Consider the following 14,678-nt stretch of genomic DNA (forward strand, 5'->3'; position numbering starts at 1 on the left):
TGAGAGGACGACCCGCATGAATCTGAAGTACCACCGACTGAAGGGCACCCGCGATATCCTCCTCGAGGAGGTCGAACGCTGGCGCTGGTGCGAGGAACGCTGGATCGAGACCCTGGCGCGCTACGGCTACGGCGAGATCCGCACGCCGATCATCGAGCCGGTCGACCTCTTCCTGCGTTCCATCGGGGAAGGCACCGACGTGGTGGACAAGGAGATGTACGCCTTCGAGACCAAGGGCGGCGAGAGCCTGGTGCTGCGGCCGGAGATGACCGCCTCGGTGGTGCGCGCCTACCTGGAGAACGGCCTCATCCGCCAGCCCGGGACGCTGAAGTTCTGGTACATGGCACCCATGTTCCGTCATGACCGGCCCCAGGCGGGCCGCTACCGCCAGTTCCACCAGGTCGGGGTGGAGGCCATCGGCGCGGCCAGCCCCATCGTCGACGCCGAGGTCATCCAGACGCTGCTGGCGCTCTTCGACGCGGTGGATGCCCGCGGCCTGACGTTGCTGCTCAACAGCATCGGCTGTCCCGCCTGCCGTCCGGGTTTCCTGGCCAGCCTCAGCCAGTTCCTGCAGGCCAACCTGGAGCGCATCCCGCCCGTCTTCCACGATCGCATCGAGCGCAACCCCCTGCGGCTTTACGACGCCAAGGACGAGGCGGTCCTCGCGGTCATCGCCGAGCACGCGCCCATCTCCGAGCACCTCTGCCAGGGATGCCTCGACCATCATGCCGCGGTGCAAGATTCGCTGACGGATCTGGGCATCGTCTTCGAGGCGGATCCGACTCTGGTCCGGGGTCTGGACTACTATACACGGACCACCTTCGAGGTGACCGCGCGCAGCGAACGCAAGCAGAGCAGCCTCGCGGGTGGCGGACGCTACGACGGCCTGGTCGAACAGTGCGGCGGTCCCGCCACTCCGGCCATCGGCTTCTCGGTGGGTATCGAGCGCACGCTGCTCCACCTGAACGACGAACCTGTCGATCTGCAACGCAGCCGACAGACGGTGGTCGACGTCTACGTGGCCTGCCTGGGGGCGAAGGCCCAGCGCTATGCCCTGGCCAACTCCGACATCCTGCGCGACATCTGCCGGGTGGAGATCGATTGTTCGGATCGGGGCATGAAGGCCCAGGCCAAGGCTGCCAACCTGCGTCTCGCCCGGGTCCTGCTGACCGTGGGGGAGGAAGAGATCGCCGCCAAGAATTTCCAGCTGAAGAACCTGGCCACCGGGGAGCAGCGGCCCGTGGCGCGCGACGAGGTCCTGACCGCTGTCAGGGAGGTCCTGGGACAGTGAACCACAACGACGCCACCGCTCTGCGCACGCACCACTGCGGCAGCATCAACACCGGCCATGTCGGCCAGACCGTGCGCCTCGCCGGCTGGGCCGCCAGCATCCGCGACATGGGCGGGGTGGCCTTCGTCGACCTGCGCGATCGCTGGGGCGAGATCCAGGTGGTCTGCGAGGACGGCCAGCCCGTGGAACTGGCCCGCGAGTTCCGGCTGGAGTGCGTGCTCCAGGTCACGGGCGTGGTCCGGCCCCGGCCCGAGGGAATGGTCAACGTCAACAAGGCCACCGGGGCGGTGGAGGTGGTGGCCCGCGAGGTGGTCATCCTCAACTCCTGCGCTCCGCTGCCCTTCCAGCTCGACCAGGCCGATCGCGTCGAGGAGGAGATGCGGTTGAAGTACCGCTACCTCCACCTGCGCACCGCCGAGATGGCGCACAACCTCCAGGTCCGGCACCGGGTGGCCATGGCGGCCCGGCGCTACCTCTCGGACCGCGACTTCCTCGAGGTCGAAACGCCGCTGTTGATCAAGACCACCCCCGAGGGCGCCCGCGACTACGTGGTGCCCAGCCGGATCCATCATGGGCAGTTCTACGCGCTGCCCCAGTCACCCCAGCTCTACAAGCAGATCCTCATGGCCAGCGGCGTCGACCGCTACTTCCAGCTGCCGCGCTGCCTGCGCGACGAGGACCTGCGCAAGGACCGCCAGCCCGAGCACACCCAGATCGATCTGGAGATGAGCTTCATCCAGGAGCAGGACATCTACGTGCTCATCGAGGAGATGATGGCCACCATCTTCCGCGAGGCCGTGGGCATCGAGCTGGAGACGCCGTTCCCGCGGATCGGCTACGACGAGGCCATGGCGCTGTACGGGTCGGACAAGCCCGACCTGCGGTTCGGCCACCAGCTCTGCGACCTGGACGACCTGGTGCCCGGCTGCGGCTTCTCGGTGTTCGAGGATGCGCTCGCGCAGGGCGGCACGGTGCGGTGCCTGCGCGGCCCGCAGCTGGCGAGCTACAGCCGCAAGCAGGTGGATGAGCTCGAGGCCTTCGTCAAGAAGCGGGGACTGGCCGGCCTGGCGCGGGTCAAGGCCACCGCCGACGGATTCGAGACCGGCATCGCCAAGTTCCTCGCTCCCGAGTTCCAGCAGGCGCTGCACCGGCGACTCGGTTGCCAGGACGGCGACCTGGTGCTCTTCGGCGCCGGCCCCGCGCGCAAGGTCCTGCCCGCCCTGGGCGACCTGCGCTGCGAACTGGCCCGGCGCGAGGACTGGATCCCCGCCGATCGCTGGGCCCTGGCGTGGGTCCACGACTTCCCGCTCTTCGAGCCCAACGAGGAGAGCGGCGGCTGGACCGCCTGCCACCACATGTTCACCATGCCGCGCCCCGAGTTCGTCGACACCCTCGAAGAGGATCCCGGCGCGGTCCATGCCCAGCTCTACGATCTGGTCTGCAACGGGGTCGAGCTGGGATCGGGCAGCATCCGGATCCACCAGCGCGATCTGCAGGAACGGATCTTCAAGCTGGTGGGCATGGAGCCCGCGGAGTACCAGGCCAAGTTCGGCTTCTTCCTCGAGGCGCTGGGGTACGGGGCGCCGCCCCACGGCGGGATCGCCCTGGGTCTCGACCGGATCGTGATGCTGCTCTGCGGTGCACCCAGCTTGCGCGAGGTCATCGCCTTCCCCAAGACCACGCTGGCCGCCTCCCCGCTCGATGGTTCGCCGGGACCGATCAGCGACGCCCAGCTCGTGGAGCTGAATCTGGCCATCACCCCACCCGCCCGGGAGGAACCTGCGTCATGAGCACCGTTGGCGGTGGGGGGACCGAGGAGGTCCGCTTCGATCTGCGGGGGATCGACCAGGTGGCGCTGTGCGGCCCGGCCGATCAGAATCTGCGCCGACTCGAGCGACGCTTCGACGGGACCGTCTCCGCCCGGGGCGACCAGTTGCGCATCAGTGGTCCGGCCGAACAGGTGCCGCTGATCCGTGACGTGGTGGCGGACATCCTCGAGCGGGTCCGCCGTGGACAGCGCATCGACACGGTGACGGTGGACTACCTGCTGGCCAGCGCCGGGCGGGGCGAGGCCGCCGAGGATCCCGACGGTCCGGCCGACCAGCCGCTGCTGCATGCCAGCGGGTCCCGCCGCGCGATCCGGGCCATGACCGCGGGGCAGCGCCAGTACGTGGAGGCCGTGCGCGAACACGATGTGGTCTTCGCGGTCGGCCCCGCCGGCACGGGGAAGACCTACCTCGCCGTGGTGCTGGCCATGGACTACCTCAAGCGCAACCTGGTCGACCGCATCATCCTGGTGCGGCCGGCGGTGGAGGCTGGCGAGCAGCTGGGCTTCCTGCCTGGCGACCTCCAGGAGAAGATCAACCCCTACCTGCGGCCGCTCTACGATGCGCTCTCGGACGTGCTCGGCCCGGCCCGCATCGGCAAGTACATGGCGTCCGGCGTCATCGAGGCCACGCCGCTGGCCTACATGCGCGGTCGCACGCTCAACAACGCCTTCGTGATCCTGGACGAGGCCCAGAACACCACCATCGGTCAGATGAAGATGTTCCTGACCCGCCTCGGCTACGAGGCCAAGGCCGTGATCACCGGCGATGTCACTCAGATCGACCTCGCCGCGGACGAACGCTCCGGTCTGGTTCACGTGCGGGAGATCCTGGCCGGCACCGAGGGCGTGGCCTTTGTCGACCTGGACAGCCGCGACACCCAGCGGCACCCGCTGGTGCGGCGGATCGTCGATGCCTTCGATGTCGCCGAACGGGACCAGCACGACCCACGGCCCACGGACCCGGCTCCCGCCGGGGACCACCGAAAGGACGTTCCGTGATCGCCTGGTTGCAACGCCTGCAACGCCGGATGCTCCGCAGCGGGCCCGGCGCCTGGAATCCGGCCCGGCTGTTCGCCATCGGCGACGGCACGCGGCAGTCCGGCAACTGGTGGCTGCCGGCGATCGGCGGCGTGGTGCTGATCCTGCTCCACATGCTGCTCTTCCCGCCGGTGCCACGGCTGTCGCAGGATGCGCTGCCGGATGTGGGGAGCATCGCCGAGGAGGACGTGCGTGCGCCGTTCTCGTTCACCGCCGACCTCCTGCCCCAGGACGTGGAACTGCGCCGGATCCAGAAGGTCCTGGTGGAACCGCCGGTGCTGCGGCGGCTCGAGGCGGCGCGGCAGCAGAACTCGGAGGCCCGGCTGCAGGTGTTCGCCGAGGCCCTGCGTCAGACCAGGGCCATGGTCGACCTGACCGCCGAGGAGCGCCGCCAGCTCCTGGCGCTCCAGTTCCCGCACCTCGGGGCCCAGGAGATCGAACGCGCCCTGACCGCCCCCGACGCCGAGGCCCTGCTGGCGGCGCTGGCCACCGCGCTCTCGGAGGTGACGGTGCGCGGCGTGGCGGACATGCTGCCACCGGGCCAGTACAACCGGGTCCTGGTGGTGGACGACCAGAGCGAGTCGTTGCGCAACCTCGACGAGATCACGCCCCAGGACCAGCTCCTCGCGGTGCTCACCGATTCGCTGCGGGACGCGGGCCTCACGCCGGGGCAGATCGTGTGGGCCGGCTCCCTGGCGCGCAACTTCATCACGCCCAACCTCATCTACGACGCGCAGGAGACCCGCAGTCGCCAGGATCGGATCCGCGCCTCGGTACCGGCCACCCGCGAGTTCATCCCCGGGGAGAAGATCGTCGGGCGCGGCGACCGCGTCACCGAGCAGCAGGGGCTCTTCCTGGCGGAACTGCGCGAGCGCCTGCGCAACGATCCGGGCACCATCGCGGGGACTGGCCAGCGCCTCCTCGCCGTGGTCATGCGCTTCCTGTTGCTGGCGCTGCTGCTCGCGCTCTACGGCTGGCTGGGCTATGTCTACTTCCCGGCGGCCTTGCTCGGCTGGCGCAGCCTGCTGGCCATCGAGATCTGCCTCGGCCTGGGGCTGGCCGCGGCCGCCTTCGCGCTGACCACGCCCGGAGTGGGTCCGTTCGGCGTGCCCGTGGCGCTGGTCGCGTTGCTGGTCACGGTGCTGTTCAAGGACAAGGTCGGATTCGGCACGACCTTGCTGCTGGTGGCTTGCCTCCTGGTGCTGCCCGAGCCGCATTCCCTGGACCTGACCGCGCTGGCGTTGCTGGGCCTGGCCACCGTGGTGATGGTGCGCCGTATCCAGAAGCGCAGCCAGTTCTACCAGATCATCGGATTCTTGACCCTGACCTCGCTGCTCCTGCTGGTGGTGGTGCGTCTCGCGGGCGAGGCCGACCTCGGCGGGCTGGGTTCCGAACTGCTGGTGGCATTGCTCACGCCGGCCATCGCCGTGGCGTTCGCCCTGTTCCTCTTGCCGCTGGTCGAACCGCTGGTGGGGATCTGTTCCGACCTGACGCTGCTCGAGCTCTCCGACCTGAACCACCCGCTGCTCAAGCGCATGGCGCTGGAGGCCCCCGGGACCTATCACCACAGCCAGGTCGTGGGGCAGCTCGCCGAGCAGGCGGCGCGGGCCATCGACGCCAACGCGCTGCAGGTCCGGGTCGGCGCGCTCTTCCACGACATCGGCAAGATGCTCAAGTCGGAATATTACGTGGAGAACCAGCGACCCGGGCAGGGCGGGAACAAGCACGACGAGCTGAGCCCGAGCATGAGCTCGCTGATCATCGCCTCCCATGTCAAGGAGGGCATCGACCTGGCGCGCCGCTGGCGCCTGCCGCGCGAGGTCATCGATTTCATTCCCGAGCATCACGGCACCCAGGTCATGGAGTACTTCTATCACAAGGCGCTCGAGGGGGACGTGGGGGAGACCGTGAAGGTGGACGACTTCCGCTATCCGGGACCAAAGCCGCGGCGGCGGGAGACCGCGATCCTCATGCTGGCTGACGCGGTGGAGGCGGCGACGCGTTCGCTGGCCAAGCCCACGCCGAGCCGGATCAAGGAGATCACCAAGCAGATCTGCGACAAGCGCATGCTCAGCGGCGAGCTCGACGACTCCCAGCTGACGTTGAGCGATCTGGCGCGCGTGCGCGAGGCCTTCATCCCGCTCTTGACCGGCATCCATCACGCCCGCATCGCCTATCCTGGGCAGCGGGACCAGCACGAGGAACGGCGCGAGCCCAGGAGCAGCGAATCATGAAACTCGAGCTGGTCGAGCAGCGGACGCGACCCGAGGCACTGCCTCTCAATGCGGTCCAGCTGGCCGATCTGGTGACGACCCTGGGGCATCCGGACTGGGTGCTGAACCTGGTCCTGGTCGATGATCCGGTGATGGCCGATCTCAACGTGCGCTGGTACGGTGGCCACGGCGTCACCGACGTTCTTTCCTTCACCTACCTGGAGGATGCCGGCGGCGAGGAGCCCGACCTGGCGAGCGGCGTCGGCGAGGCGGCGTGCGACCTCTGGGTGGCGCCGGGCGAAGCTCCGGCGGCGGTGACCGCCGGCGAGGTGGTGCTGGCCGCGGATTTCGTGGCGCGACGTTGCCGGCAGGAGGGCTGGGATCTGACCAACGAATGGGCCTTGCTCCTGGTGCATGGTGCGCTCCATGTGCTGGGCTGGGAGCACGGTCTGCCTGAACAGAGACTCGCCATGCGGGCGCGCGAGGCCGAGGTGCTGGCGCGGCATGGTTTCACGCACCCGCTCTCGGCGGAGGAGGCACAGGACTGATGGCAGAAGGCGACAGCATGTTGCCCGCGGTCGGCACCGTGGCCCTGGCGGCGGGCTGCTACCTCGTGGCCATGCTCATGGCCGGGCTCCTGACGGCGTTCCATCGCCTCAGCGCCCTCGATCACAACGGTCTCCTGGAACGCGACAAGGTCGGCTGGGTAGTGCGGCATTACCTGGCGGCCTTCCGCCATGCCCAGGTGATCATGAGCAGCCTCTATCTGGCCGCCACCGTGCTGGGCGTCTTCGCCTGCGGCCGCCTCCTGGCCGTGGCCTGGCAGGGGCCGCTGGGCGTGCGTTTCCACCTGGTCTTCGTGGTGCTGGTGCTGCTGGCCTGGACCCTGGGTGCCCTGCTCTTCAAGATGATGGCCGCCGGCACCGCCGTGGGCTACGTCCGTTCGGTGGGCGCGGTGGCCTGGCCGCTGACCTGGCTCCTGCGTCCGTGGGCCTCGCTGCTGCTCATGGTCATGGACCGGCTCGACGACACGCTCTGGGCCGCCGAGGCGCAGCCGCTGCTCTCCAGCGGCGAGATCCGCAGCCTCATCCAGGACCACGAGGACGAGGTGGACCTGGACGTGGAGGAGCGGGAGATGATCCGGAGCATCTTCACCTTCCACGACACCGCGGTCCGCGAAATCATGGTCCCGCGCATCGACATGGTGGCCTTCGAGCAGGCCGAGTCGCTGGACCAGGTGATCGCCGTGGTCAACGAGTGCCGGCACTCGCGTCTGCCGGTCTACGAGGGCAGCATCGACAAGGTGGTCGGGGTGCTCTACGCCAAGGACTTGCTGGACCTGGTCCAGGAGGGGAGCCTGAATCCGGGCGGGCGCACGCTGGCCGACCTGGTCAGGCCGACCTACTTCATCCCCGAGAGCAAGAAGATCGACGAGGTCCTCGACGAGTTCCGCGCCAAGCGCATCCACATGGCGGTGGTCATCGACGAGTACGGCGGCACCGCCGGGCTGGTCACCCTCGAGGATGTGATCGAGGAGATCGTGGGCGAGATCGAGGATGAGTTCGACGAGGAAGAGAGCCTCTACGAATGGCTCGACGAGCATACCCTGCGTGTCGACCCCAAGATCGACCTCGAGGACCTCGAGGACGTCCTGGGCCGGCCGGTGCTGGCCGCCTCGGGCGAGAGCAGTGAGACGCTGGGCGGGCTGATCTACGAGGCCGCCGGCAACGTGCCCGATGCCGGCGATGCGGTGGCTGTGGCCGATCTTCAGGTGACCGTGGAAAAGGTGGAGGACCAGCGGATCCTGCTGGCCCGGATCCACGCGCCCGAACCCCTGCCCGGCTGGCCGCGTCCGGGCGACGAGTCCGCCCCGCCCACCGAGGAAACGCCGTGAAAGGAGCGCTGACATGTGGAAGGCGGTGCAGCGCCATTTCCTGACCGGACTGCTGGCGGTGGCCCCGCTGGCCTTCACGGTCTGGATCCTGGTCAAGAGCTACGAGCTCATCGACCATATCCTGCGGCCGTGGCTGCAGCGGGTGCCGCACCTCACCGAGTCGTACCCCGACTTCGTGCTCACCTTCATCGCGTTCCTGAGCTTCCTGCTCTTGATCGTGCTGGTGGGCCTGACCACGCGCAGCCTGGTGGGGAAGGCGATCCTCAACCTGGTCGACCGCTTCTTCGTCCGCATCCCCGTGGTCAAGACCATCTTCATGGCCACCAAGCAGATCGCCACGGTCTTCCTCTCGGACAAGCGGTCGGCGTTCCAGAAGGTCGCCTTGTTCGAGTATCCCCGGACCGGCTGCTACAGCATCGGCTTCGTCACGCACGACGAACCCGAGAATCGCCTGCTCAACATCTTCCTGCCGACCACGCCCAACCCCACCAGCGGGTACATGCTGCTGCTGCCCCGCGAACAGGTGGCCATCCTGCCCCTGACCGTGGAGGAGGGGATCAAGCTGATCATCTCGGGCGGTTCGGTCATGACCCAGGAGCACGCGGTGCCGCTGCACGAGGCCGCGCGGAACCTGGAGGGCCTCTCGAACGCGATCAAGGAGCATCCGTGAGCGACGAACGCACCGACGAGAACGGCGAGGTTCGTGACCAGGAAGTGGTGCTCGATCCCTCGAACCTCGAGGTCGAGCGGCACCAGTACGGGCAGCGCCTTAACGAACTGCTGGCCGCCGATGATGAGGACGGGATCTCCCAGCTCCTCTCCGAACTCAACCCCGGCGACCTGTCCGAGATCCTGCGGCCCTTCAGCGTCGAGGACACCGTGCGGGTGCTGGGCCAGCTGCCCGCCGAACCGCTGGCCGACGTGCTCGCCGAGATCGACAACCGCAGCACCTCGGCGTTCTTCACGCTCCTGGACCATGACGCCATCGCCGACATCCTCGAGGAGATGCCCTCGGACGAGGCCACCGACCTCATCGCCGAGCTGGACGACGAGCAGCAGCAGGCGGTGCTCGAGGCCATGGAAGAGGAGGAGCGCGAGGAGGTCGCCGACCTGCTCCGCTACCCGCCCGAGTCCGCCGGCGGCATCATGGGCAAGGAGGTGGTCACCTGCCGCGAGGACCAGACCTGCGGCGAGGCCGTGGCCGGCCTGCGGCAGTACGACCAGGACGAGCTCGAGGAGATGCACTTCGTCTTCGTCATCGACGAGCGCGAGCACCTGGTGGGCCGGGTGCCGCTGTTCCGCCTGCTACTCACCGATCCGGCCACCGAGATCCGCACGGTCATGGAGAGCGACCCCCTTTACGTCGAGGTCGACCTCGATCAGGAGGACGTGGCGCAGTTCATGATGACCCACGACCTGATCTCGTTGCCGGTGGTGGATCACCGCCACCGACTGGCGGGCCGCATCACGGCCGACGACATCCTCGACGTCATCGAGGAGGAGGCGAGCGAGGACATCGCGCGCATGGCCGGCGTGAGCGTGGCCGAATTCGGCGAGCAGTCGCCGTTGCGGGTGGCGCGCTCGCGCCTGCCCTGGCTGCTGGGGGGCCTCGGCGGCCAGATCGGCGCGATCCTGCTGCTGCAGCACTTCGAAGAGAGCCTGACCAGCCTGGTGGCGCTCTCGTTCTTCATCCCGGTGATGATGGCCATGGCGGGCAACGTGGGCATCCAGACCAGCTCGGTGGTGGTGCGCGGCCTGGCCACCGGCGAGGTCGATTTCTTCCATCTCGGGCGCCATCTCATGCGCGAGCTGCTCACCAATCTCATGATCGGCTGCGTGATCGGTGCGGCGCTCTTCGGCATCGCCAGCATGGTGGTGGGCAACCTGACCCTGGCCTCGGTACTCTTCCTCTCCATGCTGATCGTCATCATCATCGCGGCCACCGTGGGCACGGGCATCCCCATTCTCCTGCATCGTTTCGGGGCCGATCCGGCGGTGGCCACCGGGCCGTTCATCACCACCGCCAACGATATCTTCGGACTGTTCGTGTACCTGGGGCTGGCCACCTTGATCCTGGGCCTGCACGGCGTCGGCACGCCGTGAGCATCCTGCCGCGTCCGGTCGCCAGCGGGCGGGCGCTGGTGCTGCGGATCTGGCCCTCGGGCGAGACCAGCCTGGTGGCCTCGGTCCTGGTGGCCGAGCACGGTCTGGTACGGTTGCTGGCCAAGGGCGCTCGTCAACCGCGTTCGCGGCTGCGGGGACTGGTCCAGCCGGGACGGCTGGCCGATCTCGAGTTCTCGCTCGACCCCGCCCGGGAGCTCCAGTATCTCCGCGGCGGCGCCCTCGTGCTCGACCCTCTGGCCCGGGCGCCCTCGCTCGAGAAATCGGCCTACCTGCAGGCGGCGCTGGAGATCGTGGACCGCTGCCGGCCGGGCGACGGCCACGAGGCGGGTCTCTTCGCCCTTTGCCATGATTTCGTCCAGGTACTATCCTGCGCGGACACCGGTGACGAGGTGGCGCTCTATTATGCCTTCGAGGCGGCCCTGCTCGACTTGCAGGGGGTCCGTCCCTTGCTGGAGGCCTGCACCCGGTGCGGCCAGGATCGGGCGCACCTCCGGGACAACGCGCTCTGGCTCGACCCCGCCGCCGGCGGGCTGGTCTGTGCCACCTGCGCCGCGGGCGGGGGCGCCGGCGGCGCCCGGCCGCTGACGCCGGCCAGCCTGGCGGTCTGGCCCGCGCTGGCCGCCGCGCCCGGCGACTGGCCGCGGCTGAGCCTGACACGCACCGTCGCCCGGGACTGGGGCGTCATGCTGCATCGGTTTCTGGAATACCACCTGCCGGGATACCGGCTGCCCGCGGCGCTCGATCTGCTGCGGACCAGGCGCCCGGCGGCGTCCGAACAACCGACCCCAAAGGAAGGCTCTTGATGGACTACCAGGACATGATCGCCGCACTCCAGGACTTCTGGCGCGCGCGGGGCTGCGTCATCGTCCAGCCCTGGAACTCCGAGGTGGGAGCGGGCACGTTCAATCCCGCCACCTTCCTGCGCGCTCTGGGACCCGAGCCCTGGCGCGTGGCCTATGTCGAGCCCAGCAAGCGTCCCAAGGACGGCCGCTACCTGGAGAATCCCAACCGGGTGCACCAGTTCCTCCAGTACCAGGTGGTGCTCAAGCCCAACCCCGGCAACAGCCAGGAGCTGTACCTGGAGTCGCTGCGCGCCATCGGGATCGAGCCCGAGAAGCACGATATCCGCTTCGTGGAGGACGACTGGGAGTCGCCCACCCTGGGCGCGGCGGGCCTGGGCTGGGAGGTCTGGCTCGACGGCATGGAGATCTCTCAGTTCACCTACTTCCAGCAGGTCGGGGGCGTCCGCTGCCAGCCGGTGGCGGTGGAGTTGACCTACGGCCTGCTGCGCATCGCCATGTTCCTGCAGGGCTGCGACCATGTGAAGGATCTGCGCTGGGGCGGCGGTCTGACCTGGGGCGAGGTCATGGGCCAGTTCGAGAAGGAGTACAGCGCCTTCAACTTCGAGCACGCCGACGTTGCTCTCTACCGGCGCCACTTCGACGAGAAGGAGCACGAGGCCCGCACACTCCTGGAGAAGGGGCTGGTCTATCCCGGCTACGACGCGGTGATCAAGTGCAGCCATCTGTTCAACCTGCTGGAAGCTCGCGGGGCCATCTCGGTCACCGAACGGACCGGTTTCATCGCCCGGGTGCGCAACCTGGCGCGCCTGGCCGCCCAGTCCTATGTCGCCAGCCGCGAGCAGCTCGGATTCCCCTTGCTGAAGAAGGACGGTACCAGCGCATGACCAACACCGCCCAGCGCCAGCCCTTCCTGCTGGAGATCGGGAGCGAGGAGATCCCCGCCCGGTTCATTCCCACCGCCATGGCCGAGCTGTCGGAGCGGTTGCGTCTGCTGCTGCAGGAGTCGCATCTGGAACACGACGAACTGCGGGTCGTGGCGACGCCGCGCCGGCTCACCGCCCAGGTGTCGGGGCTCGCGGTCAGACAGCCCGACCGCGAGGAAGAGATCAAGGGACCGCCGGTGCAGGTGGCCTTCGACGCCGCTGGCGAGCCCACCAAGGCCGGCCTGGGTTTCGCCCGCAAGCTGGGGGTGGAGCTGAGCGACTGCGGCCGGGGGACCGACCAGCGCGGCGAGCACCTTCTGATCCGGCGCACGCTCCGCGGCCGGCCCGCGGAAGAGGTCCTCGGCGAGCGGCTGGGGGACCTGATCCTGTCGTTGCCGTTCCGCAAGACCATGCGCTGGGGCGATCTCGATATCGAGTACGCCCGCCCGCTGCAATGGCTGGTCTGCCTGCTGGGCGCGGAGGTGATCCCGGTGACGGTGGGTGACATCGCCAGCGACCGCGTGACCCGCGGCCACCGCACCCTGACCGGAGATCGCCGGGCGGAGGTGGACCATTGCGACCGCTATGACGCGATCATGGCCGAGCTGTGCGTCATGCCGGATCCGGCCGCGCGCCGGGAGCGGATCCTCGACCAGACCGCCACCCGGCTGCAGACGCTCGCCGAGCCCGGTGTCCTGCGCCGGGACGAGGAGCTGCTGGACGAGGTCGTGAACCTCTGCGAACACCCCACCGTGTTCGTGGGCGGCTTCGAGCCCGAGTTCTTCGAGCTGCCGGCCGAGGTCATCGTCACCGCCCTCAAGTCGCACCAGCGCTATTTCGTGGTGGATCGGGCCGATGGCAGCGGCCTGCTGCCTTGCTTCGTGGCCGTGCGCGATGGCGGCGAGGAGCACCTGGCCGGCGTCCAGGCCGGCAACGAGCGGGTCCTGCGCGCACGGCTCGCCGACGCGCTCTTCTACTGGCGGTTCGACCAGCAGAAGACACCCGACGAGCATGCGGCAGCCCTGGCACAGGTGACCTGGCTCGAGGGCTTCGGCAGCGTGGCCGACCAGACCCGACGCGCGGCTGTCCTGGCCAGGGAGCTCTGGACCGGGGGGCTGGGTGAAGGGGACGTGCCCGCCGCGCTGTCCCGGGCCGCGGCCATCAGCCGGTTCGATCTGGTCACCGAGATGATCAAGGACGGCAAGGAGTTCACCAAGCTCGAGGGGGTGATCGCGGCGCGTTACGCCGCGGCCGCCGGCGAGGATCCCGAGGTCTGCACGATCCTCGAGCAGAGCCAGCTGCCGCGGTCGGCCGCGGGGGAGCTGGCAGCCGACCGGGCCAGCAGCGTGCTCTCGACCGCCTGGCGGTTGGACACCCTGGCCGGCTGCTGGTTGGCGGGATTCGCCCCCACCGGGGCCAAGGATCCCTACGCGCTGCGCCGTCATGCCCTGGCGATCCTGCGGATCCTGCTTCACTACGACGCGCGGGTGGATCTGCCGGCGATGCTCGCCAAGGCCCTGTCGCTCTATGCGGAACTACCGGCCACAGGTGATCTGGACCAGGCTTTGACCGAAATCTACGATTTCACCCAGCGCCGACTCGAGGGTTGGCTCGTGGACAGCGAGCGCCACGACCTGGCGGTGGTGCGCGCCGTGCTGCCCGTAAGGGGGCACGATCCGGCCGATGCCCGAGCCTGGATTCAGGCCCTGGAGCAGTTTCGGAGTCGCGAGGATTTCCTGCTCCTGGCCACGGGATTCAAACGGTGCACCAATATTCTCAAGGGCGAGACCCTGGCCTCCGATCAGCGCGAGGCGGCGTGTCAGCGCTGGCTCGAGGGTGGCCGCGGGGCGAGTGGTGAGGATTTTACCACCTTGCAGGAGTCCGCCGAGGTGGCGTTGCGCGATGCGGTGGTGGCGGCCATCGCCGATATCCTGCAGGCCGAATCCAGCGGGGAGTATCGTGCCGTGTTCCAGCTCCTATCGGGCCTGGGCCCCACCATCGATCGTTTCTTCGACGAGGTGAGGGTCAATGCCGAGAATCCGGCCCTGCTCGCCTTGCGACATGCTTTCTTGCGCGAGATTCACGCGCTATTCCTGCGGTTTGCCGACTTTTCCCGGGTCGTCCCAGACGAAGAATGATTCTCATGATCTTCAACCCCCTGGCCAGGATCGGGGGGTTCCTGTTTAGTGGACACCGTACTTTTTTTTGCACGTAGACTATTGACGCTCACCAAAGCGTCCTGTAAGGTTACCCAGCGACTCATGGGCAATGAGTTCCCAACCCCTGTGAGGTGCGCTGTCCTGACTTTCCGCTCGTTAGCATCACTTGACACGTTCACTCGTCACCTAAGGTCTGCGAAACATCAGAGGAGGTCTCTCTCGCACCGTGCACAACTCCGGTTGTGCGCATTGGACGGCCGCAAGAGGGAACGTCTTGTCTGCTCCGAATCGTGCGTCGGGAAGTTCGTTTGCCGACGCGAGGAGATTGTTCGCCAATCCATGTGTTGACATTTGGTCAACGATGGGGGGAAAAGCATGAAGCGATTTGTTCTGTTCGCCACCCTG

At 68.1% G+C, this 14,678-nt stretch carries 11 protein-coding genes; all 11 read left to right on the top strand.

What is annotated here, in order from left to right:
- Nucleotides 1–16 precede the first annotated feature (16 nt).
- The 11 genes from hisS to glyS are packed head-to-tail and all read left to right on the top strand — an operon-like array spanning nucleotide 17 to nucleotide 14,252.
- Complete coding sequence (hisS, locus tag IFSED24_RS03290; RefSeq protein ID WP_491333795.1) at nucleotides 17–1,291, top strand: histidine--tRNA ligase; 1,275 nt, start codon at nucleotides 17–19, stop codon at nucleotides 1,289–1,291.
- Entirely contained in the window at nucleotides 1,288–3,081 is a 1,794-nt protein-coding gene (gene aspS, locus IFSED24_RS03295; RefSeq protein WP_491333796.1) for an aspartate--tRNA ligase, read from the top strand. Before hisS ends, aspS begins: the two co-directional genes overlap by 4 nt.
- On the top strand, nucleotides 3,078–4,118 hold the full coding sequence (locus tag IFSED24_RS03300; protein ID WP_491333797.1) for a PhoH family protein: 1,041 nt from the start codon (nucleotides 3,078–3,080) through the stop codon (nucleotides 4,116–4,118). The genes aspS and IFSED24_RS03300 overlap by 4 nt, the downstream gene beginning before the upstream one ends.
- The gene (locus IFSED24_RS03305; protein WP_491333798.1) at nucleotides 4,115–6,391 is read left to right on the top strand and encodes an HD family phosphohydrolase; all 2,277 of its coding nucleotides are present in this window, start codon (nucleotides 4,115–4,117) and stop codon (nucleotides 6,389–6,391) included. Before IFSED24_RS03300 ends, IFSED24_RS03305 begins: the two co-directional genes overlap by 4 nt.
- A complete protein-coding gene (gene ybeY / locus IFSED24_RS03310; protein ID WP_491333799.1) occupies nucleotides 6,388–6,918 on the top strand; it encodes an rRNA maturation RNase YbeY in 531 nt (176 codons plus the stop codon). Before IFSED24_RS03305 ends, ybeY begins: the two co-directional genes overlap by 4 nt.
- 17 nt (nucleotides 6,919–6,935) lie before the next feature.
- Complete coding sequence (locus IFSED24_RS03315; RefSeq protein WP_491333800.1) at nucleotides 6,936–8,264, top strand: hemolysin family protein; 1,329 nt, start codon at nucleotides 6,936–6,938, stop codon at nucleotides 8,262–8,264.
- Between the two features lie 13 nt (nucleotides 8,265–8,277).
- Nucleotides 8,278–8,934 (top strand): DUF502 domain-containing protein, encoded by a 657-nt coding sequence (locus tag IFSED24_RS03320; protein ID WP_491333801.1) that lies wholly within the window; start codon nucleotides 8,278–8,280, stop codon nucleotides 8,932–8,934.
- Nucleotides 8,931–10,367 carry a magnesium transporter gene (gene mgtE / locus IFSED24_RS03325; protein WP_491333802.1) on the top strand — a complete coding sequence of 479 codons (1,437 nt, stop codon included), beginning with the start codon at nucleotides 8,931–8,933 and terminating at the stop codon, nucleotides 10,365–10,367. Before IFSED24_RS03320 ends, mgtE begins: the two co-directional genes overlap by 4 nt.
- Nucleotides 10,364–11,191, top strand: a complete 828-nt coding sequence (gene recO, locus IFSED24_RS03330) for a DNA repair protein RecO (protein ID WP_491333803.1) — start codon at nucleotides 10,364–10,366, stop codon at nucleotides 11,189–11,191. Before mgtE ends, recO begins: the two co-directional genes overlap by 4 nt.
- Nucleotides 11,191–12,075 carry a glycine--tRNA ligase subunit alpha gene (gene glyQ / locus IFSED24_RS03335; RefSeq protein ID WP_491333804.1) on the top strand — a complete coding sequence of 295 codons (885 nt, stop codon included), beginning with the start codon at nucleotides 11,191–11,193 and terminating at the stop codon, nucleotides 12,073–12,075. The genes recO and glyQ overlap by 1 nt, the downstream gene beginning before the upstream one ends.
- Nucleotides 12,072–14,252 carry a glycine--tRNA ligase subunit beta gene (gene glyS / locus IFSED24_RS03340; protein ID WP_491333805.1) on the top strand — a complete coding sequence of 727 codons (2,181 nt, stop codon included), beginning with the start codon at nucleotides 12,072–12,074 and terminating at the stop codon, nucleotides 14,250–14,252. The genes glyQ and glyS overlap by 4 nt, the downstream gene beginning before the upstream one ends.
- Nucleotides 14,253–14,678: the final 426 nt, after the last annotated feature.

It is taken from the genome of Candidatus Latescibacter sp. IFSED24, from assembly GCF_058273205.1.

Bases quoted from the DNA above. Each gene is read 5' to 3' on its own strand.
- IFSED24_RS03315 (WP_491333800.1), top strand. From the start codon at position 6,936: ATGTTGCCCGCGGTCGGCACCGTGGCCCTGGCGGCGGGCTGCTACCTC.
- glyS (WP_491333805.1), top strand. From the start codon at position 12,072: ATGACCAACACCGCCCAGCGCCAGCCCTTCCTGCTGGAGATCGGGAGC.
- glyQ (WP_491333804.1), top strand. From the start codon at position 11,191: ATGGACTACCAGGACATGATCGCCGCACTCCAGGACTTCTGGCGCGCG.
- ybeY (WP_491333799.1), top strand. From the start codon at position 6,388: ATGAAACTCGAGCTGGTCGAGCAGCGGACGCGACCCGAGGCACTGCCT.
- IFSED24_RS03320 (WP_491333801.1), top strand. From the start codon at position 8,278: ATGTGGAAGGCGGTGCAGCGCCATTTCCTGACCGGACTGCTGGCGGTG.
- IFSED24_RS03300 (WP_491333797.1), top strand. From the start codon at position 3,078: ATGAGCACCGTTGGCGGTGGGGGGACCGAGGAGGTCCGCTTCGATCTG.
- hisS (WP_491333795.1), top strand. From the start codon at position 17: ATGAATCTGAAGTACCACCGACTGAAGGGCACCCGCGATATCCTCCTC.